Origin of the sequence: Caulobacter henricii (assembly GCF_001414055.1) — a bacterium.
Lineage (GTDB): Bacteria > Pseudomonadota > Alphaproteobacteria > Caulobacterales > Caulobacteraceae > Caulobacter > Caulobacter henricii.
Genome location: NZ_CP013002.1, coordinates 2,630,238 through 2,653,282, shown reverse-complemented (window position 1 = coordinate 2,653,282; position 23,045 = coordinate 2,630,238). Strand labels below are relative to the sequence as shown.

General features: G+C 66.0%; 18 protein-coding genes and 2 pseudogenes. 5 read left to right on the top strand and 15 right to left on the bottom strand.

All coding sequences use genetic code 11. The features are described from left to right. Nucleotides 1–51: 51 nt before the first annotated feature. The 4 genes and pseudogenes from AQ619_RS18805 to AQ619_RS12475 all read right to left on the bottom strand — a co-directional run. Nucleotides 52–207, bottom strand: coding sequence for a DUF3309 family protein (locus tag AQ619_RS18805; protein WP_084745977.1), 156 nt, complete (start codon nt 205–207; stop codon nt 52–54). Between the two features lie 102 nt (nt 208–309). Beyond that, complete coding sequence (locus AQ619_RS12485; RefSeq protein WP_062148041.1) at nt 310–702, bottom strand: DUF983 domain-containing protein; 393 nt, start codon at nt 700–702, stop codon at nt 310–312. Nucleotides 703–947: 245 nt separating this feature from the next. Then, on the bottom strand, nt 948–1,556 hold the full coding sequence (locus tag AQ619_RS12480; RefSeq protein WP_062148038.1) for a beta/gamma crystallin-related protein: 609 nt from the start codon (nt 1,554–1,556) through the stop codon (nt 948–950). Nucleotides 1,557–1,752: 196 nt separating this feature from the next. Beyond that, nucleotides 1,753–3,846 (bottom strand): annotated as a pseudogene (locus tag AQ619_RS12475) (acylase); the annotation flags it as partial. A 170-nt stretch (nt 3,847–4,016) separates the two neighbouring features. Here AQ619_RS12475 and AQ619_RS12470 point away from each other — a divergent pair. After that, nucleotides 4,017–4,772, top strand: a complete 756-nt coding sequence (locus AQ619_RS12470) for a class I SAM-dependent methyltransferase (protein ID WP_062148035.1) — start codon at nt 4,017–4,019, stop codon at nt 4,770–4,772. Between the two features lie 147 nt (nt 4,773–4,919). On the opposite strand, the gene AQ619_RS12465 is transcribed toward AQ619_RS12470, so the two are convergent. Both AQ619_RS12465 and AQ619_RS19110 read right to left on the bottom strand, forming a co-directional pair. Next, on the bottom strand, nt 4,920–5,540 hold the full coding sequence (locus AQ619_RS12465) for a glutathione S-transferase family protein (protein WP_062148032.1): 621 nt from the start codon (nt 5,538–5,540) through the stop codon (nt 4,920–4,922). Between the two features lie 4 nt (nt 5,541–5,544). After that, entirely contained in the window at nt 5,545–5,712 is a 168-nt protein-coding gene (locus AQ619_RS19110; RefSeq protein WP_166504233.1) for a hypothetical protein, read from the bottom strand. Nucleotides 5,713–5,793: 81 nt separating this feature from the next. Between AQ619_RS19110 and AQ619_RS12460 the strand changes: the two genes are divergently transcribed. The 3 genes from AQ619_RS12460 to AQ619_RS12450 all read left to right on the top strand — a co-directional run bounded on the left by AQ619_RS12460 (nt 5,794) and on the right by AQ619_RS12450 (nt 7,774). Further along, nucleotides 5,794–6,339, top strand: a complete 546-nt coding sequence (locus tag AQ619_RS12460; protein ID WP_062148029.1) for a hypothetical protein — start codon at nt 5,794–5,796, stop codon at nt 6,337–6,339. A gap of 52 nt (nt 6,340–6,391) precedes the next feature. After that, a complete protein-coding gene (locus AQ619_RS12455) occupies nt 6,392–7,213 on the top strand; it encodes a protein NO VEIN domain-containing protein (protein ID WP_062148025.1) in 822 nt (273 codons plus the stop codon). 78 nt (nt 7,214–7,291) lie between these two features. Then, entirely contained in the window at nt 7,292–7,774 is a 483-nt protein-coding gene (locus AQ619_RS12450; protein ID WP_062148017.1) for a hypothetical protein, read from the top strand. 93 nt (nt 7,775–7,867) lie between these two features. Here the strand turns inward: AQ619_RS12450 and AQ619_RS12445 are convergent. From AQ619_RS12445 to lepA, 5 genes and pseudogenes are all read right to left on the bottom strand, one after another. Beyond that, a pseudogene (locus AQ619_RS12445) lies at nt 7,868–8,200 on the bottom strand (hypothetical protein); the annotation flags it as partial. 299 nt (nt 8,201–8,499) lie between these two features. After that, complete coding sequence (locus AQ619_RS12440) at nt 8,500–9,312, bottom strand: peptidoglycan-binding protein (protein WP_166504232.1); 813 nt, start codon at nt 9,310–9,312, stop codon at nt 8,500–8,502. A gap of 138 nt (nt 9,313–9,450) precedes the next feature. Continuing rightward, nucleotides 9,451–11,067 (bottom strand): GMC family oxidoreductase, encoded by a 1,617-nt coding sequence (locus AQ619_RS12435; protein ID WP_062148011.1) that lies wholly within the window; start codon nt 11,065–11,067, stop codon nt 9,451–9,453. Between the two features lie 584 nt (nt 11,068–11,651). Beyond that, nucleotides 11,652–14,948: a DUF3427 domain-containing protein gene (locus AQ619_RS12430; RefSeq protein ID WP_084745971.1), complete on the bottom strand. Its 3,297-nt coding sequence runs from the start codon at nt 14,946–14,948 to the stop codon at nt 11,652–11,654. Between the two features lie 218 nt (nt 14,949–15,166). Continuing rightward, nucleotides 15,167–16,975, bottom strand: coding sequence for a translation elongation factor 4 (gene lepA, locus AQ619_RS12425; protein WP_062148009.1), 1,809 nt, complete (start codon nt 16,973–16,975; stop codon nt 15,167–15,169). Between the two features lie 159 nt (nt 16,976–17,134). Here lepA and AQ619_RS12420 point away from each other — a divergent pair, with 159 nt between their 5' ends. Continuing rightward, a complete protein-coding gene (locus tag AQ619_RS12420) occupies nt 17,135–17,761 on the top strand; it encodes a DUF1134 domain-containing protein (protein WP_062148006.1) in 627 nt (208 codons plus the stop codon). Here the strand turns inward: AQ619_RS12420 and AQ619_RS12415 are convergent. From AQ619_RS12415 to AQ619_RS12400, 4 genes are all read right to left on the bottom strand, one after another. Further along, a complete protein-coding gene (locus tag AQ619_RS12415; protein WP_062151633.1) occupies nt 17,758–18,561 on the bottom strand; it encodes a transglutaminase-like domain-containing protein in 804 nt (267 codons plus the stop codon). The two genes, AQ619_RS12420 and AQ619_RS12415, sit on opposite strands and share 4 nt — an antisense overlap. 75 nt (nt 18,562–18,636) lie before the next feature. Next, a complete protein-coding gene (locus AQ619_RS12410) occupies nt 18,637–19,164 on the bottom strand; it encodes a TIGR00645 family protein (protein WP_062148003.1) in 528 nt (175 codons plus the stop codon). A 19-nt stretch (nt 19,165–19,183) separates the two neighbouring features. Beyond that, nucleotides 19,184–20,887 (bottom strand): DUF4139 domain-containing protein, encoded by a 1,704-nt coding sequence (locus tag AQ619_RS12405; protein WP_062147999.1) that lies wholly within the window; start codon nt 20,885–20,887, stop codon nt 19,184–19,186. After that, a complete protein-coding gene (locus AQ619_RS12400) occupies nt 20,884–22,254 on the bottom strand; it encodes a DUF4139 domain-containing protein (RefSeq protein ID WP_062147995.1) in 1,371 nt (456 codons plus the stop codon). Before AQ619_RS12400 ends, AQ619_RS12405 begins: the two co-directional genes overlap by 4 nt. Nucleotides 22,255–23,045: the final 791 nt, after the last annotated feature.

Below are 23,045 nucleotides of genomic sequence, written 5' to 3'. Positions count from 1 at the left end.
CGAAGCCGGGGCCGGGCGCCAACCACTGGTCGGTGGCACCCGGCCGCAGGTCTAGAATCGGCCCATCAGGACCAGGACGATCAGGATCACCAGCACAAGGCCCAGGCCCCCGCTGGGAAAATAGCCCCAGGACCTGCTGTGACCCCAGGCCGGCAGGGCACCGATCAGGGCCAGGATCAGAATGATGATGAGGATCGTGCCGAGCATGTCCGTTCTCCCGTTCGGCCGCGACCGCCGGCTTAAGGCCGGGGCACGGTGTCGGGATTAGGAATGTGCGGTGCCGCTTGTCGGTTCCGGTGAAGGTCGCCTTCAGTCGCCGGGAGCGTCCTGGGCCTTGCGCAGCTTGATGGCCCACAGCGCGCCGATCACCGCACCCTTGACGCGGGGCAGCAGCACCAGGGTCAGGGCGGCCAGGGGCAGGACGGTCAGGGGCAGGACCAGCCCCACCGGTGCCTTCCAGATGAACGGGAACAGCAGCAGAGGGGCGACGAACAGATGGCCGATGATCAGGATGGTGAAATAGGCCGGACCATCGTCGGCCGGATACTCCGCCAGGTCGTGACCACAGGCCTCGCAATCGGGATCGACTTTCAGATAGCGCACATAGAGACGGCCATCGCCGCAGTTGGGACAGCGATGCATCAGACCGCGCTTGAGGCCGGTCAGGACACTTGGGGTGGAGTTACTCGACATGGTGTCCATATGCGCCGGCCAGGGGCAGTTTTAAAGGTGACCTAGCGACGCATCTGATAGTTAATGCGGCCTGAATGTCGACATCTTCAAGTATCAAGATGGCGAAGATCGTAACAAGATGTGAACACAGTTGGGGTTGTTGGCAAACTTGACTGTTCTAACCGCGGTGCCTTGGTCGTCGTTTTCCATGTGTGCGGCTACAGCCGGGGCAGGCGGTTAAGCAAATCACCGCCGGCCCCGGCCTGGAACCGACTCTAGCGGACCCGGCGGATCGAGCTGATCCGGTCGTTCGCCTCACGGCCCAGCAGGCCCTGATCGCGGGTCAGGGTCCAGCACCGGCCCTGATAGTCGACGTCCTCGCACACCTGCCATTCGCCGCGCAGGATCTTGATCGACGAGGCCGTGTCATTGAACTTGACGGCGGTCAGGTCGGGCATGTCGCCCCGCACCTCGAAGGGGCGGCCTTCATAGCCGGCATGTTCGAACAGGACCGCTTCGGCGCGATAGGGATTGCCACCGCCACCACCGCCACCACCGCCACCGCCGCCACCGCCGGGCCGTCCACCGCCGCCGCCATTTCCACCGCCCAGGCTCTGGCAGACCAGGCGGCCGTCGCCGGCATTGGCCAGGCCCTGGCTGTTGCAGTCGCGGACATGGGCCCCGACCCAGGCCCAGCGGCCGTCGTTCTGCTTGCAGCGCGCATAGACGTCGTCATTGAAGGCGGTGATCTCGCGGCAGCTCTGGACATAGGACCCGCGCGGCGGCTCCTGGTAGGGGCCGTTCCATTGGGGAGCCTGGGCCTGGGCGGCGGCGGCGATGACGGATGTGACGCCGAAGGCGATCAGGCTGATGGTCTTGCGCATACTGGTTTCCCCAACGCTTTGAACTCGATGTCGCCAAGCTAGGCCTGGCGGCTGAACCGTAGCTGAACGCCAGACGGGGGCTGCTTGCAAGGTCTCGGCATGCACGCTTCATCTTCCCCCTCCGGGGAAGGACGACCGCTTTAGCGGTCAGGAGGGGGCAGCGGCATTGGCTGGGGAGGCTCGCCCCCCTACCGCCCCCCGGCCGGTAATCCTCCTGCACATGGCCCTTCAGCTGCTCCTCTGTGAACAGCACCGGCCTGGTCTTCATGGCCACGAATAGCGGCGTCTGGTCAGCATAGTGCTTCGACCCCGCATCCAGGGTCGCCGAGCCGAACTGGTGGATGCTGTCGGAGGACAGCTTGCCGTTCCGGTCCCAGGTCACGAACATGATGAAGGTGTCGCCGCCCTCGGCGGTGGTGGTGCCGTCCTTCTGCAGCCGACCCCAGACCGAGCGATAGGTGTCGGCGGCGCCGTCGATGGCCATGTCGACCTTGCCGCGGCGGATGCGGTTGACCTCGCCCCATTCAGGATCGAGCCGGCCGAAATGGGTCTTCAGGGTGGTGATGGCCGTCTTCAGGGTGTCCATCGGGTCGGGTTCGGCCTCGCCGCTGGTGCGGGCGAACAGGATCGGCTGGCTCATCAGGGCCGCCAGGGCCGCGCCACGATTTTTGACGTCGGTCTTGCGGTCCCAGCCTTTCAGGATCGCCTGGGCGGCGGCCAGGTCCTTGTCGCCTTTCGGATCGACAGCGGTGACCCTGGCGATCATCGCCACGACGCTGGAGCGCTCGCTATAGGTCAGGTCGTACTTGTAGCGACGGAAGCTTTCGTCGGTGATGGCCGCATCGATGCCGACCGTTTCCTGCACCCGCAGGGCCCGGTTGGTCATGTTGGTCTGCAGGCCCATGGAGGCGGGGAAGTCGGCGGGCTTCAGATTGTCGGCCGGGGCGCTGGCCTCGAACGGGCTGTTGTTGGAATTGAACACAAAGCCCGAGCTGGGATTCCACAGCTGCGGGGTCTGCTCGACCGGCCGATAGCCCTGCCAGACCAGGTCGGACCGATCGCCGGGCAGGACCCCGCTCCAGTCGGCCTCGACGGTCCGGTTGGGATACTGGCCATTATGGACGAAGCCGATGTTCCCGGCGGCGTCGCCATAGATGTAGTTCAGGCTGGGCAGGGCATGGGTGGCCAGGGCGGCGCGCCACTCTTCGAGGTTCCGGGCCTTGTCCAGCTTCCAGTACTGCACCGGCTGACGGTACTCGCCCATGCCGGCATAGCGGATGGCGAAGACGCCGCGCTTGGTCTCCAGAACCGGGCCGTGCACCGAGCGCAGCACCGCCTTGCGTACCGGCAGCACGATGGGGCCCCACAGCTTGACGCGCAGGAGGGCGGTGGAGATCTCGAAGTCGCGCCAGGCACCGTCCAGGCGGTACTGGTTCTTGTTCTGGGGATTGATGGTCAGGCGGTAGGTGTCGACAAGGTCGGGTTTGGACACCGTATTGGCCCAGCCCAGGGTGGCGTTGTGGCCATGCAGCATGAACGGTGAGCCGGGGAAGAAGCCGCCGGCCACGTGCCAGCCTTCACCGCTTTCGACCACGGCCTCATACCAGGCCACCGGGCCGGTATAGGGTTGGTGCGAATTGACCAGCAGGCGGGTGGCCCCGTCGGCATTGCGCGACGGGGCGACGGCCAGGCCGTTGGAGCCCTTGGGCGGCGGAGGGGGCGTATCCGGGGCGGTCAGTTTCTTCAGTTCGCCGTCCAGGCCGTAGAAGAACGGCTGCTTGAAGACAAAGCCTGCGGCGATGTCCTTGCCGGTGACCGGCAGCAGGCCGGACGTCACGACCTTGGAATTGAGCGCCCCATAGTGATTGACCCCGTCGGCATAGGCCTGGAGCACCTTGCGCAGCTCGGCGGGCAGCTTGTCGTAATTGGCATCAACGGTGGGCCAGACGCCCAACAGAGACACCACATAGTCGGTCGGGGCGGCCGAGGCCCCCTTGGTGCGGGCCAGGACGCCGCGCGTGGCCAGGGTGACCTCGCTCAGGGTGGCGAAATCGTCCTCGCTCTGGGCAAAGCCCAGGCCGTAGGCGGCGTCGGCGTCGGTTTTGCCCAGGATGTGCGGCACACCCCATTCGTCGCGACGGATGCGGACCTCATAGCGCTCGCCGGCCGCGATCAGGGTGGCCTTGTCCGGGGCCTTGGGCAGGCTGGCGCGGTCGATGACGATCAGGGCCAGGACCGCCAGCACCACGAGTGCCAACAGTCCGCCGATCCCGCGCAGAATCCACCGCATCCAAGTCTCCCCCATTTCTGTTCTTGTCGCGATCATGGGGGCAGTCGATCCGCCAGGGAAGGGCGACGCGGCGAAAGGGACGAACCATCCTTACCGAAAATTCACCATAACGCCGTTCGCCGGGTGGCCGAAAGCTGGTAGCCCTAGGCACCCCCGAAGGAGTTCGATCCATGATCCGCCTGCCCATGGCCTCCGCCGTCGCCGCCCTGGCCTTCGTCGCCTTTGGCGGCACCGCCTTCGCCCAGGTTCCGGCCAGCATCACCGCCGCCCTCGCCAGTCCGGCTCGCCCGGCCGAGGACAGTGCCCGCGATGCGGCCCGCCATCCCGGCGAGATCCTGGCCTTTGCCGGGGTCAAGCCCGGCGACACGGTCGTCGATTTCATCATGGGCGGCGGCTATTTCACCCGCATCCTGTCCGGCGCGGTCGGCCCCTCGGGCACGGTCTATGCCTATCAGCCGGCCGAGTTCATCCGCTTCCAGGCCAAGTATGGCGAAAGCCTCAAGGCGGTATCGGCGGCCCTGCCCAATGCCAAGCCGCTGGACGGCAGCGTCATCGCCCTGGACCTGCCCGACAATCTGGACCTGGTGATCACGGTCCAGAACTATCACGACCTGCATCTGAAGCCGTTCCCGACCGCCACGGCCGCGACGGTCAATGCCGAGGTCTTCAAGTCGCTGAAGCCGGGCGGGGTCTTCCTGATCGTCGACCATGCCGCCGCCAGCGGGGCGGGTCTGGCTGTCGCCGACACCCTGCACCGTATCGATGTCGCCGATGTCCGGGCCGAGGTCGAGGCGGCGGGTTTCAAGCTGGAGGCCGAAAGTCCGATCCTGCGCGATGCCGCCGATCCTCATACCGCCAATGTCTTCGACCCGGTCATTCGCGGCAAGACCGACCAGTTCATCCTGAAGTTCCGCAAGCCCGGCTAAACCCTTGCAGCAGTGTGAGAACCTCGTCCTGCGACAAGCTCAGGATGAGGTGCTCGACGGCCCCGACGCGAAACTCGCCCTCATCCCGAGCCTGTCGAAGGACGAAGGCGGGCCCCGCAAGGCGTCGCGCGAAAGGGCCCTTGGGGCCTAGGGCACATCCGCCCGGGCATGGGGCGGGAACGCGGCCCGCGCGCGCAGGCGGTCATAATAGGCGCGGACGGCCGGCAGGTCGGCATGATCGATCGGCGTCATCAGCCAGCGATGGGTGGACAGGCCCAGCACCACATCAGCCAGGCTGAAGGTCTCGCCGGCCGCATAGGCCCCGGTGGTCGCGAGTTGGCGGTCCAGCAGGGTCATGGCCGCGTTCCAGGTCGTGATGCTGGCGGCGATCGCGGCCGGATCGTCAAAGCCGGGTGTCTTGCGGACCAGGGCCAGGAAGGCATAGCGCCAGGCGCCGTTGAGTTCGGTCGCCTGCCAGTCCATCCATTGCTCGATCAGGGCCCGATCCCGGGCTGCAGGCGGCAGCAGGGTGCCGCCGCCATGGCGCTGGGCCAGATAGCGGCAGATGGTGTTGCTCTCCCAGAGCGACCCCAGATCGTCGACCAGAACCGGGATCAGGCCATTGGGATTGAGGGCCAGGAAGTCAGGCTGGCGGGTGGGGGCAAAGCTCGCGCCCCAGTCCTCGCGCTGATGAGCCAGGCCCAGCTCGTCCAGGGTCCACAAGACCTTGCGGACATTGATCGAGGCGGCGTGACCCAGAACCCGCATGGCCCTAGCGGGTCATCCAGGGCTTGGACTTGCCGGCCTGGACACCGGCGGCCTGTTCGCGCTGGAACTTGCCGCCGCGCGGCGGCTTGGGCTTGGCGTCGATCGCGGCCTTCTTCAGACGCAAGGCGCGCTGGATCGGGGTTTCTTCGGAATGGTCGGGGGTATCGGTCATGAGCGCGCCTATAGCACAGGGCGCGGGCCCCGTGCGCGCCTTTGCCTTGAGAAGGCCGCGCTTGGCGGTCAAGCTGGGCTCATGACCCTTTTCGCCCCCGCCCTGTCCCTTGTTGTCGCCCTGGCTGCGGGGGGGGGGGGCCTGATCCAGACGCGGGAGGAGTCGACGGCCGTCTCGCCGGTGACCGTGATGCCGCCGACCCTGCCGCCCAAGGTCGTGGCCACCTATCCGGCCGAGGGCCAGACCCTGGCCCCGGGGGTGCTGATCCTGAAGGTGGTCTTTGACCAGAAGATGAACCCGCGGGCCTGGAGTTATGCGCCCGTGCCCGGCGGTGAGGCCCTGGACTGCATCAAGACCCCGCGTCTGCTGAACGATCAGAAGACCTTTGTGCTGCTATGCCGGGTGCTGTCGAACCGCACCTACAAGGTCGCCCTCAATGCCGATCCGGCCGCGGGGGGCTTTGCCAATCTGGCCGACAACCGGGCCGAGCCCCTGACCCTGAGTTTCCAGGTCGTGCGCGGCGAGCCGGTCACCTCCATCGCCCGGGCCCTGTCGGCGGCGGGTCTGAAGTCCGAGGACGAGCCGATCGCCGAGGCCCCCAAGCCGCCTGTCCGGCCCTTGCCATGATCCGGGTCGTGACCGGGTAGCGCTGCGGCCCGGCCTGGGGCATCGTCGCGGCGTGAGCGAAACAGCCCCCAAGACCGGAGACTGGAGCGAGGCCGATCTGGACCTCGTGACCGGCGACTATTTCGTCATGCTGGCCAAGCAACTGGCCGGCCAGACGGTCAATGCCGCCAGCCACCAGCGCGCCCTGCGCTTTGTCACCGGTCGGGCCGGAGGGTCAATCGCCTTTCGCCAGAGCCATATCTCAGCCGTCCTGACCCTGATCGGCCTGCCTGTGGTCCGGGACTTTGCGCCGCGCTGGAAGCTGCCCGACGCGGTGGTCGATGCCGTCGACCGGCAACTGGCCCTGCGGCCAGGCCTGATCCTGGCGGCCTCACGTCCGGCCGTGCTGTTCTCGTCACGCGAGCCCCTGCCTCTGGCTGAAGGGCCGCCACCGGTCTTTGTGGCCGAGCAAAGACAGCCCAGCCCGCGGGCCGAACAGCTGATCGCCCGCCATGATCCCGCCGGCCGCGACCAGGCCAATGCCCCGCTGGTCGAGGCCGGACACCGCGCCGTCCTGGCCTTCGAACAGCGCCGGCTGCGCCAGCACGGCCGCGCCGATCTTGCCGAGCAGGTCCGGCTGGCCCGGCGGCCTGATGACCCGCCTGGTCACGACATCCTCAGCTTCACCCCGACCGGTCAGCAGCGGCTGATCCTGGTCAAGACCACGACCGGCGGCATCGCCACGCCCCTGGCCCTCAGCGAGGCCGAAAACGCGCTGTTGGCCGGCCGGCCGGATGTCTGTTGCCTCTACCGCCTGCATGATCTCGGCGGCGATCTGCGCTTCTACAAGCTGCGGCCGCACAGCGAGCCGGCCGATCCGCCGGATCTTGGGTGAGACCGGATAAACGGCTAGGCTGTCGGCGCCATTGATCCTAGGGTCGTGGCCTGCGGCTCCCCGCGCGTGAGGTTGGCGATGTACCTGCTTTTGCTTGCCCTGGCGCAAGGTCCTGCGCCGCAGGAGGCCCAGGCCGCCCTTCAGTCCTGCGAGATGACCTCCAAGGGCTGGGTATGCCACTACCAGATCCCGTCGGTGACCGTCGTCCGTCCGCTCGATGCGGCGGCGACCAGTGCCACACCGGGCGAGACCACCAGCGCCACGCCGCCGGCAGCCGCTCCAGACACCCGACCTTCCGCCGACAAGGCCGACAGCGCCCTGGCGGCGCGGCAGGCCCGGCTGATCGCCAATTGCGCCGATGCGACCTGGCTGTCCCTGTGCCTGCCAGGCGACCGCCGCGAGGCGAAGATCCTGCGCGAGGCGGCCCAGGCGGCGGCGACCCTGCGGGGCAAGGTCACGGCCCTGCTCAGCGAATCCCGTTGCGACGAGGCGGTCAAGACCGCCCTGGCCGGCGGCAACATGGCCCTGGCCCGCGAGGCCCGCGACTTCTGCAAACCCTGAGCCCCCTCCTGATCCAGGCGAGGGCGGGCAACAAAAAAGGCGGGGTGTGAACCCCGCCTTTTCCAGTTTCAGAGGCTGTAAGCCCGGCAGCCCTTAGGGGCGGACAGGCTCGCAGCGCACGCCGTCGGCGCAACCGGTGAAGTGGATCTCGGGGGCATCGACCGTGACGGCCGACGGACGGACATGCACTTCCGGACGATGCAGATAGATCTGCGGCGCGGCGATGCGGATCGGCGGGGCGTCGACATAGACCGGCGGGCCCTGGATATCGATGCGGCCCGACGGCACGACCACCGGCTCGCCATAGACGCGGACGCCCGGCGCCGAGACGCGGATGTCGCCATAGGACGAGGTCGGGCCATAGAAGACCACCGCGCGGGTGCACAGGCAGTCGATCGACGGCATCGGCGGCATCGGCGGCGCGGGACGACGATAGTCTTCCGCGGCATTGGCCGACCCGACGACGGCGCTGGCACCCAGCACGGCCAGCAGGCCAGCAGCAAGTTTCAACTTCATTTCAGATCCCCTCATGAGCCCATCGACCCCATTTGCACTCTGTCGCCCATGCCCCGGGTCCCGCGTGGAATCCGGGCCGGAGGAGACGAGAATTAACCTTAACCGAACGTTGGTCGATGGTGTGGTGGTTTTCAACCCCTGGGGGAAGTTATTCTCACCCCGTGCAGGGTCCGGCGCGAACCGGCGGTCTCGCGGACCGCAAAAGCGCTTCAGGTGCCGTGGCGGGTCGGGGTTGAGCCGGGGGCGCAGGTGATCTCGCGCCATTCAAAGCGGGCCGGACTGACCAGTCTCTGGTTGACCACCGTGCGATAGACCACCGGGCTGTCATAGGTCTCGACCCGTGACGGGCTCACCAGGACCCGCACCGATACCGTGCGGTATTGGGCCGGGATCTCGCGGCGTTCCACATGGCTGTCGCGGTCGATCACCTGGCGGGTCACGGTCCGGGTCTCGGCCGGCTCGCGAACCCGAACCTGACGGGCCGGGCGGACCATGACCTGGCGGGACTCCAGCCGATATTCCGCTGGCACCTCGACCAGGCACAGGACCTCGCCGGTCGGGGTCATCATGGTGCGGCCGGGGTCGGTTTCACGGCGGTCCAGCAGCATGCCGCGCTTCCACTCTGTACGGGCGGGGCGCACCAGAACCTGTTCGGTCACGGTCTCATAGACGGCCGGAACCGTCTCGATCCGCTCCGATTCGGGCCGGACCACCACGGTCTCGGTCACGGTCCGCCAGGTGGCCGGCACGGTGACCAGCTCGGTCCGCGCCGGGCTCACCAGTTCCTGGCGCTCCTCATAACGGTAGACGGCCGGGATGATCCGGCTCTCGGTGCGGCTGGGGCGGTCGATCACCTGCTCGACATAGGATTCGTAGCGGGCCGGCGACATGACCTTTTCATAGCACTTGCCGGGCTGGGGATTGGGCGGACAGTCATCACCGCTGCCGGCTTGGCTGATATCCGCGCCGAGCACTGCCATGATCGCCAGGCTCGCCGCCGAGGCCCGCAACATCCCGCTCAACCTGCCCACCCGACGCCGTCTCCCGCTGCGCGCATTAACCAGAGTCATTCAACACGGTTTGGGCGAAGCGGGCCCGGACTTTCTGCTCAGGCGGGAAAAACGCCGGGGCGGGGCACGCCTTTCGGGCACGGCCACCGCCTATACCGCCTGGCGCGCGTCCTCCAGGATCATCCGCGCCGCCTTTTCGGCGATCATCAGGGTGGGGGAGTTGGTATTGCCCGAGACGATGGCCGGCATGACCGAGGCGTCGGCGACCCGCAGGCCCGCCACTCCCAGCACCCGCAGGCGGCCATCGACCACGGCCGCCGGATCGTCTGCCAGACCCATCTTCGCCGTGCCCACCGGGTGGAAGATCGTCGTGCCCAGCTGCCGTGCCGCCGCCAGCAGGCCGGCATCGTCATCGACCGCCAGACCCGGGCTCATCTCGTCGGGGCCATAACAGGCCAGGGGCGGCCGGGCGACGATGCGGCGGATCAGGCGCAGGGAGTCGATGGCCACCCGCTCATCCTCCGCCGTCGCCAGATAGTTGGGCTGGATCCGCGGCGCGGCGGCCGGATCCGGGCTACCCGCATGGATACTGCCCCGGCTGGAGGGGCGCAGGTTGCAGACACTGATGGTGATGGCCGGGAAGGTGTGCAGCGGCTCGCCGAACCGGTCGAGCGACAGGGGCTGGACGTGGAACTGCACATTGGGCGTCGCATAGTCCGCCGAGGTCCGGGCAAAGGCCCCCAGGTGCGACGGGGCCATCGTCATCGGCCCGCGCCGCAGCAGGGCATATTCCAGCGCCATCAGCGGCCGCCGCCACAGCGAGGCATAGTGGGCATTGAGGGTCGCCACGCCCCTGACCCGATAGATCGGCCGGATCTGCAGATGGTCCTGCAGGTTCTCGCCCACCCCCGGCAGGTGGCGATGCACGGGCAGCCCGAGGGCCGCCAGCCGGTCACCGTCACCGATCCCTGACAGCTCCAGCAGGTGAGGGCTGTTCACCGCCCCGGCGGTCAGCACCACCTCGCCGCGACACCTGGCCTCGCGCTCTTGCCCATCCTCGGTCCAGGCTACGCCCACGGCCCGGCCGTTCTCGAGGATCACCCGGCTGGCCCGCGCCCCGGTGCGCAGTTCCAGATTGGGCCGGGCCAGCACGGGCTTCAGAAACCCCCGCGCCGCGCTCCATCGGAGGCCCGCCCGCTGGTTGACGTTGAAATAGCCCGAGCCGCTATTGTCGCCGCCGTTGAAATCCGGACTGGCGGGAATGCCCTCCAGCGCCGCCGCCCGGGCAAAGGCGTCCAGCACCTGCCAGCGCATGCGCGGATGCTCCACCCGCCACTCGCCGCCCGACTGGTGATGTTCCGACGGCGGAGCAATATGGTCTTCCTGGGCCTTGAACAGCGGCAGGACATCGTCCCACCCCCAGCCGGCCAGACCCCGCTGTCGCCAGCCGTCATAGTCGGCGGCCTGGCCGCGCATATAGATCATGGCATTGATCGCCGACGACCCGCCGATCACCTTGCCGCGCGGATAGTTCAGGCTGCGGCCGTCCAGGCCCGGCACAGGTTCGGTGCGATACATCCAGTCCGAGCGGGGATTGCCGATCGCGAACAGATAGCCGACCGGGATGTGGAACCAGATCCAGTTGTCGCGGCCCCCGGCCTCCAGCACCAGCACCCGCCGCCCCGGATCGGCCGACAGCCGGTTGGCCAGCACGCACCCGGCCGACCCCGCCCCGACGATGATATAGTCATAGGTCTCGACCGCCACGGACGCGCCCCTCCCGTTCCCGGCAGTCGTGCCGCGATTTGGCGGTGGGCGCTAGGGCGGTCCCTGGACCCGGCGGCCGTCCACCAGGGGCGGCGGTGGCAGGGTCGTGCGCCGGGGCGTGTGGCCGGGATCGGGGAAGGGCGGCGTGTGTGCCCGCAAGCGCCTGCGTATCCGGACCCGCCGGATGGCTCAGTGAAGCGGCCGCCCTTCGGGGCAGAGCCCTCCTTACATCTCACGGCGAGACGATCGCAGGGCGGCTCAGGTCACTCAAGGGCGACGCTTTGCGTCGCCGCGAAGCGGCCGGTCGCAGACCGGGGTCGGTGGACTGACCTGATCCGCCCTGCACGCTGCAGCCTCCAGCAGATTTATGGATCGCACCGACCTTGGGGTCGGAGTGCGAGGGCGTCGGCGGGTTGAACGTCAGAACGACGGTGGCCGTGACCAATTGGGACGGTTGCTATGGTGCGCTCGTCGAGTTCCACGCTCGATAAGAGGTCAACTAGGTCATTGCGTACGGCACCGATTCAAAGGCGTCGACGATATATGTGCACTGACGGGGTAATTTCATTGCCGCACCTTGGACTTCAAGTCGTCAGGGGGATGTCAAATGTCCGATGCAGTCGAGGTGGTACGGTCTCCTGCAATCGCCAAGTGACAGATATCGGCTTCTCGTTCTCCCAGGACTCGAACCGCACTTCCCCACAGTACACAAACGGCGAGGCCTTAAGGCCCCGCTTCTTTTCCATCCGAACAAAGAGGTGAAGTTTGAAGCCAGGTAGTACGCCGCTGATAATCTGCCCGTGGGTAGACACCATCGTCGTGCGATTTTGGCTCTGCCAGTGGAAGCGCGCGGCGTCGATGAAGCGATCTTCGTAGCGATGGTCCGCCTGTAGATCATCTTTCTTCAGGGTGACCAGTAGGAACACATCCTTGCCCTGAACAACGAAGCCCTGGTTCCATGAGCCAGTACTGAATGTTAGGCCGAAAAGCGGCGGTATCTCCTCGCGCATATACTCGCGCCAGAGCAATGCCCCCGAGCCAACTTCTAGCTCCGGCCCGGCGAATGGCTCCCCCGGATTGTCCGCTACGCCTATCTCTTCTTCGGTACCGTCGTCGCGTAGATAGTCCGCCAGGCGCCAATCGATGATCTCTTCGACAAGGTCATTGAGCCGCTGGCGTTGGACCCCGGTCGATTCGAAGGAGGTGGCGAAGATGCCATCCTCGTAGCTGAAATACCGCCGCCCGCTTGCCCCTCGACCTTCCACCCAGGCGTCGATAGGGCCCTGCTCTATCATCCGCCGGAGCTCAAGTTTGTTGGCGAGATTGGCGCTTATGTCTCGGCGAAGCTTCGGATTGCGCTGAGCAAGCTGGGCGATTCCATCGGAGAGCTCGTCGATCCCAAGAGACCCGGGGAAAGCGCTGGCGCGCTGCATCGCTCGGATCAGCAGCATCTTATAGGACCTAGTCATCTGGGTGGTATTGAGAGCGTCGAGAAAGCCTCTGTACCGTTCTACGACCTGCTGCTCGGCGGCTGACAGATCGCCTTGATGGTCAACAAACCCAAGCCAGCCGCCGTGCCCCGTCGTTCTAGGATTAAAGCCGGCATGGAAGATATCCAGCGCCTTTGGGCGCTCGCCTGTTCGTTCACGGAAATCTAGGTAATAGGCCTCGAGCGCATCGCCTCGCGCCGAGCTTTTCAGCAAGGCAGCGAGCAGGTCGAGAGCCTTGAGATCGTAAGTGACTTCGCAGCCTTCTGGCCATTTGATTTCGCCCCGCCGCACTTCTTCCAGCCGGAGTGCCAGAGCGCGATCGCCGTCCGAGCAGTGCAGTAGAGCACGGGCCTTCGTTAGGAAGACGCGATGATTGCCGATGTAGTCGATGACATTGAGCCGCTCCTCTCCTTCCGAGCGTCGGAGGCCACGGCCGAACTGCTGCATCCAGATTACCGTCGACTCGGTGGGACGAAGCATCAGAACGGTATCGATGTTGGGGACGTCGACGCCTTCGTTGAACATGTCTACCGAGAAGATCGCGTCCAACTCTCCCGCCTCGAGGCGCTCTAGCGAACTGGCGCGGGGCGCGGAGCTTGCGCCAGAATGGACAGAAACGGCTCGTAGACCGTTCTTTTCGAAGAAGTCCGCCATAAAGTCTGCGTGGCGCTGCGAGCAGCAGAAGCCGAGCGTTCGGATGCCGCCGTGCAAACGGTGTTGCTCCAGCGCGTTCTGCGCTCGAGTCTGCGTCGCTAAAGCCTGTGTAAGGGCAACGTCATCAAACCCTGATCCTCGCCAGGGGATCTGGGCGTAGTTCACCTCGTCGGGAACCCCCATGTAGCGGAACCCTGACAGGAGTTTCTGCTCGATCCCTTCGAGGAAGTCGCAGCGGTAAACCAGGTTTTCTTGGCAGAGGCCGAGGAGGTCGCCCCCGTCCATACGATCAGGCGTTGCAGTTAATCCCAGCAGAAACTTGGGTGTGAAGTAGTCAATTAGCCCGCGATAGGTTCGGGCCGCGGCGTGGTGGAATTCATCGATCACGATGTAATCGAAGGCGTCTGGTGAGAACTGCCGTAGGTGTGCGGCCTTGCCCAGGGTTTGGATGGACGCGAACAGAACATCGGCACCGAGATCCTTCTGAGCGCCAGAGTAGCGGCCGAAGCGCGCTTTGGGCCGGCAACGACGGTAGGTCTCCATCGCTTGGGTGAGGATCTCTTCTCGGTGGGCGACGAAAAGCACGCGCTTGAACTGCGGCCGGTTTGTGTCGAACGCACTAAGCCATGTTTTTCCCAAGCCCGTGGCAAGCACGACAAGGCCGGCTGTGAAGCCCTTGAACCGGGTTTCCTCAAGCGCCTCTAATGCTTCGACCTGAATCGCGTGCGGGGTTGGTGGCGGGGCTTCTGGCTCGGGTGCCAAGTCGAGAGGACGAACCGCCGGCGGTGGTGATTTAGCGCGACGAAGTTCGTATCGGTCAATCCAGTCGTGATTGAGCGTTTGCACCTCGGGCCGCTCGATCAGCGCATCAAAACCGTTGAGCACGTCCTGCCAGCCTTCACCTGACTCTGGCGATAAGACTCGGTAGTTCCATTCAATGCCGGTGCGGAGTGCTGTCTCGGAGAGGTTTGAACTGCCGACGATGGCTACGCCGGTTTGGTCTTCAAGGTGGAAGACCCAAGACTTTGGATGGAAGCCGACAGTCGTCGCCTCGAAGACCTTTAGCTCTGCGTTTCCTTCCAGATCCAATAGGCGCCGTAGGGCCGAAGGGTCGGTGACATCGAGATAGTCGCTGGTGACCAACCGCAGGCGGCCCGATCTATTGAGCATTTCCTGAAGGTGCGGCTGCAGCAGACGGGCACCGCTTTCGAGAACAAACGAGACCGCCAGGTCGACGGCCCGGGCTTTGTCGATGTGCGGTAGCAGATGCCGGATCAGTGCATCCTCGCCTCCTGCGATTAGCGCACGATTATGCGGCGTGCCTGAAGTCCCTGGTTTCGGCGAGGTCGGCTCGGCGAGGTAGTTGCCCTTCTGTGGAATGACGTGCCGGACGCCGCCTCGAGGATCCGGCATGTCCCCAGTTCGGCGCGGAATGACGTGAACGTGGAAGTGCGGAATAGTCTGCCCGGCCGCCTCCCCCTCATTAAAGCCTATATTGAAGCCATCTGGGTTGAATAACTCGGACAACAGGGCTCGGGCTCGGCTTATGCCTTCGAGCATCGCGGCCTGCTCAGTAGAGTGTAGATCACCCCAGGTAGGAACATGCCGATGGGGCACGACAAGTAGATGGCCCTCGGTCACAGGAAAGGCGTCCCAGATCCCCTTGGCAAAGGCGGTGACGAAGGCGACGCGGTCCTCAGTGGGGACGCAAAATGGACAAAACCCGTCGCCGTGCAATCGCCCGTCCTCCGGGAATCAACTCTACCCTTGAGTGCTAAGCTGGATCAGGCTCGGGCGAAAAGCCAGGAGCCAAAAACAAGCAAACCAATTGCATTTCGGAAATTTAGATAACCAGACCAGCGGCAGCCAAGGCGCGGCTTACAGAAGGACGGCGTAGCCGGCATTCGTAGGTCAGAGACCGCCAACCTTTCTCAAGGATAGCGGGACTCCCCCGATCAATCCTCGTCCATCTTCAGCGCGGCGATGAAAGCTTCCTGCGGGATCTCGACCTTGCCGAACTGGCGCATGCGCTTCTTGCCGGCCTTCTGCTTGTCCAGCAGCTTGCGCTTGCGGCTGGCGTCGCCGCCGTAGCACTTGGCGGTGACGTCCTTGCGCAGGGCGCGGACGGTTTCGCGGGCGATGATCTTGCCGCCGATGGCGGCCTGGATCGGGATGACGAACATGTGCTGCGGGATGAGGTCCTTCATCTTCTCGCACATGCCGCGGCCGCGGCTCTCGGCGCGGTCGCGGTGGACCAGCATGGAGAGGGCGTCGACGGGCTCGGCATTGACCAGGATCGACATCTTGACGAGGTCGCCCTTGCGGTAGTCCTCCACCTGGTAGTCGAAGCTGGCATAGCCCTTGGAGATCGACTTCAGGCGGTCATAGAAGTCGAAGACCACCTCGTTGAGCGGCAGGTCATAGACGACCATGGCGCGGTTGCCGACATAGCTGAGTTCGCGCTGCATGCCGCGACGGTCCTGGCACAGCTTGATCACGCCGCCGAGATAGTCGTCGGGGGTGAAGATGGTGGCCTTGATCCAGGGTTCGCCGATGCTCTCGATATGCATCGGGTCGGGCAGGTCGGCGGGGTTGTGCAGCTCGATCTCCGAGCCGTCGCGCATGTGGATCTTGTAGACCACCGAGGGGGCGGTCGCGATCAGGTCGAGGTCGAATTCGCGCGACAGGCGCTCCTGGATGATTTCCAGGTGCAGCAGGCCCAGGAAGCCGCAGCGGAAGCCGAAGCCGAGGGCGGCGCTGCTTTCCATCTCGTAGGTGAAGCTGCCGTCATTGAGGCGCAGGCGGCCGACGGCGGCGCGCAGGTCTTCGAAGTCGGCGGCATCGACCGGGAACAGGCCGCAGAACACGACCGGCTGCACGTCCTTGAAGCCGGGCAGGGCGTGTTCGGTGGGCTTCTTCTCGTCGGTCAGGGTATCGCCGACGGCGGCGTCGGCCACTTCCTTGATCTGGGCGGTGAAGAAGCCAATCTCGCCGGGGCCGAGGCTCTCGACGGGGGTATTTTTGGGCTTGAAGACACCGACGCGGTCGACCAGGTGGGTCGAGCCGTGCTGCATCATCTTGATCCTCTGGCCGGCCTTCAGGCGGCCGTCGATGACCCGGACCAGAACTACGACGCCGAGATAGGCGTCGTACCAGGCGTCGACCAGCAGGGCCTTGAGCGGGGCGTTTTCGTCGCCCTTGGGCGGCGGCAGGCGGGTGACGATGGCTTCCAGCACATCGTGGATGCCCAGGCCCGACTTGGCGCTGGCCAGGACGGCGTCGCTGGCGTCGAGGCCGATCAGGTCCTCGATCTGGGCCCGGACGCGCTCGGGCTCGGCGGCGGGCAGGTCGATCTTGTTGAGGACCGGGACGATCTCGTGATTGTTGTCGATGGCCGAATAGACATTGGCCAGGGTCTGGGCTTCCACGCCCTGGCTGGCGTCGACGACCAGGATCGAGCCCTCGCAGGCGGCCAGGCTGCGCGAGACTTCGTAGGCGAAGTCGACGTGGCCGGGGGTGTCCATCAGGTTGAGGATATAGGTCTCGCCATCATCGGCCTTGTATTCCAGACGCACGGTCTGGGCCTTGATGGTGATGCCGCGTTCCTTCTCGATCTCCATGTTGTCGAGAACCTGGGCGGTCATCTCGCGCGCGGTCAGGCCGCCGGTCTCCTGGATCAGGCGATCGGACAGCGTGGACTTGCCGTGGTCAATGTGGGCCACGATGGAAAAGTTTCTGATCTTGTCGAGCGGCGTAGAGGTCATGCGCGTGCGTCTAGCACATTTGGGCCGCTTCGCGAGAGGGCGATGCAGCCGCCGGCCTGCGGCTTTTCCTCATGCTTAACCGAACCTTAAAACCGGCGGCCGCAAACCGGACTCAATGGGCTGCGACAGTGGCGCAACGATTTTTCTGAAGAGGCCGTCATGGACCGTCGCAAGTTGATCCTCTCGGGCGTCGCCACCCTGGGCGCGACATCGGGGGCCACCAGCGTCTTTGGTCAGGAGACGACGGCGCAGGATCCCGCCTCGGCCGGCACCACCACCCCCGCCTACAGCACTGGTTCGGCCCAGACCTATTCGGCCGACGAAATGATCCGTGCCACCTCGGATTTTCTGGGCGTCACCGCCGAAAGCGCCGGGGCGGCGATCGAGAAGATCTTCCGCGACAAGGGCCAGCCCACTGGCTACATCGCCGGCGAAGAGGGCTCGGGCGCGATCGGGGTCGGTCTGCGCTATGGCCGGGGCCTGCTCTATATGAAGGGCCGGCCGACCCAGGAAACCTTCTGGCAGGGTCCGTCCGTAGGCTGGGACTGGGGCGGCAATGCCAGCCGGGTCTTCACCCTCTGCTATAACCTGCAGTATCCGGACGCCATCTTCCGCCGCTTCCCCGGCGTCGAGGGCACGGCCTATCTGGTCGGTGGCCTGGGCATAAATTATCAGAAGGCTGACGACATCACCCTGGCCCCGATCCGGGCCGGTGTGGGCCTGCGCCTGGGGGCCAATGTCGGCTATCTCGGCTACAGCCGCAAACGCCGGGTCATGCCCTTCTAGTCTGGGGCTCTGACGGGGTCCGGCCAAGGCGCCAGAACCCGCACGGACTGTCCCGTCATCGTCGCCTGGCCGAAAATGGTCAGGAAGGGGATGTCGGCCGCATCGCGCCCGTGGCCGATGCGGACCAGGGTGTCGGGCTGCGCCAGGCCCGTGGGATCCGCCAGCCGCCAGCGTCCGCCGACATAGACCTCGATCACGGCGTGGAAGTCCTCGGGCTTCAGGCCAAGCGCATAGGCGCTGACCATGCGCGCCGGAATGTCGCTGGCCCGGCACAGGGCCACGGCCACATGGGCAAAGTCCCGGCAGACCCCGGCCCGGCTCATATAGGTGCTGCTCGCCGACGAGGTCGCATGGCTGGCCCAGGCGCGATAGGCCATGGCCCGGCCCATCCAGTCGAGGATGGCCGCGACCCGGTCCCCACCGGTCAGGCCGGCAAAGTCGGCGGCCGCCACCTGTTCGAACAGGTCGGACTCCACGTAGCGGCTCGGGCGCAGATAGGGCAGGGCCTCGACCGGCAGGCTGGCGACCGTGGCCTGGGCGGCACCGGTCAGGGCGTGGTCGGCGGGATCAAGGTCCACCAAGGCCTGGTAGGTGATCTTCAGAGGCCCCGCATGGGCGAAGACCAGCCGGCGCTCGCCGGTACCGGGGTCATCCTGTCGGGACCAGGCGATGGGCGGATCAAGGCTCAGCTGTTCCGAGAGGATCCTCTGACCCGGCCAGTGGGCGACCTCCAGATGCAGCAGCGCCTCGACCGGGCCGTGGAAGTCATAGTCCAGTCGCGCCTCGACCTGCAGCTGCATGGCCATCCCCCGTATTGCATCGACGTCCAGAACGGCTGGCGATGGCCGTGGGTCAGGCCGGTAGGCGAGAGGGGTCTAGTGGCTGTTCACCTTGCTGTTGAGCCAGTCCATCAGGGCCAGCAGCACGCCGGAGACGACGAAGGACAGGTGGACGATCACCAGCCACAGCAGGCGGGTCTCGTCCATGACCGTGCCGGGTTCGCTCAGCTTCAGGAAGGCCTTGAGCAGGGCGATGGCCGAGATCGCCACGATGGAGGCGATCAGCTTCATCTTCAGGCCCGAGAAGTCGACCGTCCCCATCCAGTCGGGGCGGTCCTCGTGCGAGGCGGTGTCGATCTTGGAGACGAAGTTTTCGTAGCCGGACAGGGTGACGATCACCAGCAGGTTAGCCGCCAGGGACAGGTCGATCAGGGTCAGGGCCATCAGGATGGCGTCCTCCGGCGTCATCGACAGGACCTTGGGAAGCTCCCGCAGCAGTTCCTGGAAGAACACCACCAGAAGGGCCGCCAAGGTGATGACCAGGCCGACATAGAACGGGGCCATCAGCCAGCGCGAGGCGAACAGGCCGCGCTCCAGCAGCATCTCAAGGCGGGGTTTGATCATCCGGCGAATCCCTCAGAGGTCAGCCTTCATAGTCCACTACATAGCGAACGGTCTCGCGACTGTTCGGCGACAGGTCGAAACGCCAGGCGATCGCCCCGTCGCGGATGTCATGGCGCCTCGGCTCGCGGATCACCCTGAAGCCGGGCTGGTACGGCGGGTGGCGCAGTTCGATTGTGATCGGCCCGGACTTGGCATTGGCCAGATCCACCTCATAGGTCCGCCGCACGCGGTGTTTGGCCGACCGGGTCTCGGACACCAGGCGTGGCTGGATCGAAACATCCATGGCGCGACCAATCGCCAGATCGAACGGCTGGCCGACCGGCACGTCGCGCAGGACCTGTTCTCCGGCGAAGGCCGGCTGGCCGCCGGCGGATTCCATCACGGCCAGGGCTCCGGCCGGAAGGGCCTTGCCGAGACCCTTGGCGGCCTTGTTCTCGAGCCGCAGCAGGACGGTGGCGGCCGGGGCCTCGCCCGCAGCATAGTCGCTCCAGGGATCGACCATGACCATGTACAGCTTCTCAAAGGCCACGGCCTTCTGGTCGAGGAAGGCCACCTGCTTGGTCTGGCGCGCGGCCACCGTCACCGGCTCGGGCAGGGTGTAGAGCTTGTAGTCGCCCAGGTCCGATTGCTCGGCCAGCTTGGCGCGGCTCCCGGTCGCAACGACCCGTTCCATGGGCGCACTGGCCATGGCCATGGGGGCAGGCGGGGGCGGCGGCAGGACCATCCGGTCATAGGCCACCAGGGGCTGGGCCACCGGCTTGCCGTGGGTGGTGGTGTCCATCGGCCAGCAGTCCCGCTGGATCGGCCGGGTGTCCGCAGGCGGGATCGAGACCGCAACCCGCGACAGCTTGCCGGCCACGGCCTGGGTTGGGGCGTCGACGAAGCTGGTGCCGCTGCTGTTGACCAGGGTCAGCCACCCGGTGAGGTCGAGGCTTTTGCCGTCCGGGGCGATGCGGGCGACATAGTCGGCCTGCCAGTTCACGCCGATGGCGAGATACGACAGGGTCAGCTTGACCGTTTTGGCGGCCGGGACGTCGACCAGGGTCGACAGCGAGGGCTTGTCGGAGAGGCCGGCGGGCACGCGATCGAACACAACGCGCTCCAGCCCCCCCGAACAGCCGAGGGCCTCCACGCCGGTGGCGGTCTGCAGCACAACGCCATTGGGCCCCTGACGCACGATGGCCGACTCGGCGGTCTGGCGACCGGTCTTGCGGTTGGTCCGGACAATGCCGACCGGCTGGTTCAGCGACCGTTCCAGCAGGGTTCCGGGGCTGAGCAGGGCGTAGTCGTAGTTGCGCTCGATCACCCCGCCGGGCAGGCCTTCGACGGCGGCGCTCTGCGGGATCAGGCCATCGGCCACGCCTTCGAAGCGAAGGGTGTGGCGACCGGCCGGCAGGCTGACCGTGCGGGTTTCGGTGACCATGATCAGGCCCTTTTTCAGGGCCAGTTCGCGCTGCCAGGGCTGCAGGGTCTGGAAGGCCCGCGCATCGCCCCGATAGAGGGTGACGGCGGTGGTCTCGGCCCGTGGCGAGGCGATGGTGTCGGCCAGGACGGGCGAGGCTAGGGCGGTCAGGGCCAGGGCTAGGGTGAAGATGCTCCCCCTCTGGGGGAGCTGTCGCAGAGCGACTGAGGGGGCATCTGGGCCTATGTCGCGCTGCCCCCTCCGGCCCTCTGGGCCACCTCCCCCGGAGGGGGAGGATCTGTTTTGCCGCCGGCTGCTCACCAGCCCGTCTCGACGGTAAAGGTCAGCACCGTCTCGCCATTGGCCGGCACGGGCACGCTCCAGCCCAGGGTGCGGGCGTCGATGCGGCGGCTCTTCAGGCTCTCGGCCTTGACCGCCCCGTCGCGCCACAGTCCGCCCTGGCGCAGTTCCACCGTCACGGCCTCGGGACGCGCATTGCGGACCAGATACTTCATGGCGTAGCGCGACCGCGTCTTGGACACCCGCTCCTGGCTGATCAGGGTGGCCTGGCTGGTGACGTCGAAGGCGTCACCGGTCTTGATCGACAGCTCCGACCCGGCCGGGGTGTGGCCGATGCTGTTTTCGCCGACGAATTTCGGGTCGCCGGCCTGGTCGCGCATATAGATCCGCATCACGCCGGCCGGCAGCTGGCTGCCCAGTCCGGTGACCTTGGCATTGCTGAACTGAATGGCGACCGTGGCCGAGGTCGGGGTCTCTTCACTGCCGAACCCGCTCTCGCGGATCTCGTAGACCTTTTTGGCCGTCACGGCCTGGGCGCTGAGGAAGCCGACCTGTTTGTTCTGGTTGGCCGCGATCGTGGTGCGCTGGGGCAGGGGATAGACATAGTAGTCGGCCAGGCGCTCGCCATCGCCGCTTTCGGTCCCGGCCGACTGCATCGCGTTGGACGAGCGGCCAAAGCCGCCATTGTTCAGCTGGTTGACGTCGCCGGCCACCAGCTGGGTCCGGGCGTTTTCAAACGGAGTGCCGGAGTTGTTGCTGAGGGTGATCCAGCCCTGCAGGTCCAGGGCACCCTTTTTCTCGTCGAACAGGGCGACATAGTCGGCCTTCCAGCCCAGGCCCGAGGTCAGATAGCTCAGCTTGCTGGCGCGGGGACCGGCCTTGTCGGCGTCGACCGTCACCGACAGGGTCGGGCGGGCCCGCAGGGTTTCGGGCACCTTGTCGAAGATCACCCGGGTCGGCACGCCGTCGTCGCGCAGGACCTCGATCCGGTCGCCGATCTTCAGCACCACGCCTTCATTGGCGGCCAGAACCGTGGCGACCTCGGTGGTCTCCTTGCCGTCGCCCGGATTGGTGCGGACAATCTTCACCTGCTGGCCGACCGCCTTTTCCATGAGCTTGTCGGGAGTCAGCAGGTCGTAGTCGAAGTTCTGCTCGATAATGGTCACGCCGGGGGCCGACAGGCTGACCGTTTCGGGGCGGATGGCGGCCGAAACGTCCTTGAATTCAAGCCTTTGCCGTCCGGCCCTGAGATCCAGCTCGCGGGCGTCTTCCACCAGGGCCAGGTCGGAATTGTAGATGGTCACCGAGAGATCAGGGGCCTTCTGGGCGTGGGCGGAGCCCGCAGCCAGCACAAGCGCGGCGGTCGCCAGAAGCGCGCGACGGTTCATTGAGGATCTCCCTGTTTTACACGCCTAAGCTACAGGGGATTGAGGCGGAGTCGAGGCGGCGGGCGCGGGGCATCAGATCCCCCCGCTCTGGGGGAGCCTCCAGCGTCCGCGTGGTCTCGAAAGCGAGCTTTGGTTTTTTTAGGGGTGCGGTGGGGTGCTTTTTCCGGCCGACGCCGCTGGCCCCCTCCTGACCGCTTGCGCGGTCGTCCTCCCCCCTGCGGGGGGAAGATGAAACGCGCGGACTTCATCTTCCCCCTCCGGGGGAAGACGGTCGCGAAGCAACCCGTAGGGGGCAAGTGCGGGGATTGAGCCCGATCTTTCCCCGGCGCTTCCCGTACAAACCCAAGCCCAATCAATGCCTTGCAAAAAATCTGACCGCGCCCATCCGACGCGCTAAATCCGCCCGCATAATCAGTCTCACCTGACAGCACGGGAAGGGCGTCCGGCCGGCGACTGAGACGGCTGTCAGGGGTGATCGAGCGGGATCAGAGGGCAGGGGACGTAAACCTGCCTATCGGAGGTCTGCCAGGGCCTCCGCCCGTCCGAAGGTTCGCTCCGGGTCCCTCCGGAATCGGCGTGGCTTGCAGCCCAAGGCTCAAGTCCGTTGCGAGGAGGACAAGGCCCGGGTGGGGTGAAGGGTTGAACCAGACCCGCGCGCCCCGGCCAGAGGGATAACGGTCACGCGGAGCGTTCGTCTTCGTCGAAACGGTATTCAACCATCCCATCATCCGGGCGAGGCCCGGACGCTCCGCGACCCTTCCCATCCCCATCGCAGCGAAAGCGCGAGGTCG

What these genes read in the sequence shown, in the direction of transcription:
- AQ619_RS18805 (WP_084745977.1), bottom strand. Translation starts at nt 207, where the DNA reads ATGCTCGGCACGATCCTCATCATCATTCTGATCCTGGCCCTGATCGGT.
- AQ619_RS12485 (WP_062148041.1), bottom strand. Translation starts at nt 702, where the DNA reads ATGGACACCATGTCGAGTAACTCCACCCCAAGTGTCCTGACCGGCCTC.
- AQ619_RS12480 (WP_062148038.1), bottom strand. Translation starts at nt 1,556, where the DNA reads ATGCGCAAGACCATCAGCCTGATCGCCTTCGGCGTCACATCCGTCATC.
- AQ619_RS12470 (WP_062148035.1), top strand. Translation starts at nt 4,017, where the DNA reads ATGATCCGCCTGCCCATGGCCTCCGCCGTCGCCGCCCTGGCCTTCGTC.
- AQ619_RS12465 (WP_062148032.1), bottom strand. Translation starts at nt 5,540, where the DNA reads ATGCGGGTTCTGGGTCACGCCGCCTCGATCAATGTCCGCAAGGTCTTG.
- AQ619_RS19110 (WP_166504233.1), bottom strand. Translation starts at nt 5,712, where the DNA reads ATGACCGATACCCCCGACCATTCCGAAGAAACCCCGATCCAGCGCGCC.
- AQ619_RS12460 (WP_062148029.1), top strand. Translation starts at nt 5,794, where the DNA reads ATGACCCTTTTCGCCCCCGCCCTGTCCCTTGTTGTCGCCCTGGCTGCG.
- AQ619_RS12450 (WP_062148017.1), top strand. Translation starts at nt 7,292, where the DNA reads ATGTACCTGCTTTTGCTTGCCCTGGCGCAAGGTCCTGCGCCGCAGGAG.
- lepA (WP_062148009.1), bottom strand. Translation starts at nt 16,975, where the DNA reads ATGACCTCTACGCCGCTCGACAAGATCAGAAACTTTTCCATCGTGGCC.
- AQ619_RS12420 (WP_062148006.1), top strand. Translation starts at nt 17,135, where the DNA reads ATGGACCGTCGCAAGTTGATCCTCTCGGGCGTCGCCACCCTGGGCGCG.
- AQ619_RS12415 (WP_062151633.1), bottom strand. Translation starts at nt 18,561, where the DNA reads ATGCAGCTGCAGGTCGAGGCGCGACTGGACTATGACTTCCACGGCCCG.
- AQ619_RS12410 (WP_062148003.1), bottom strand. Translation starts at nt 19,164, where the DNA reads ATGATCAAACCCCGCCTTGAGATGCTGCTGGAGCGCGGCCTGTTCGCC.
- AQ619_RS12400 (WP_062147995.1), bottom strand. Translation starts at nt 22,254, where the DNA reads ATGAACCGTCGCGCGCTTCTGGCGACCGCCGCGCTTGTGCTGGCTGCG.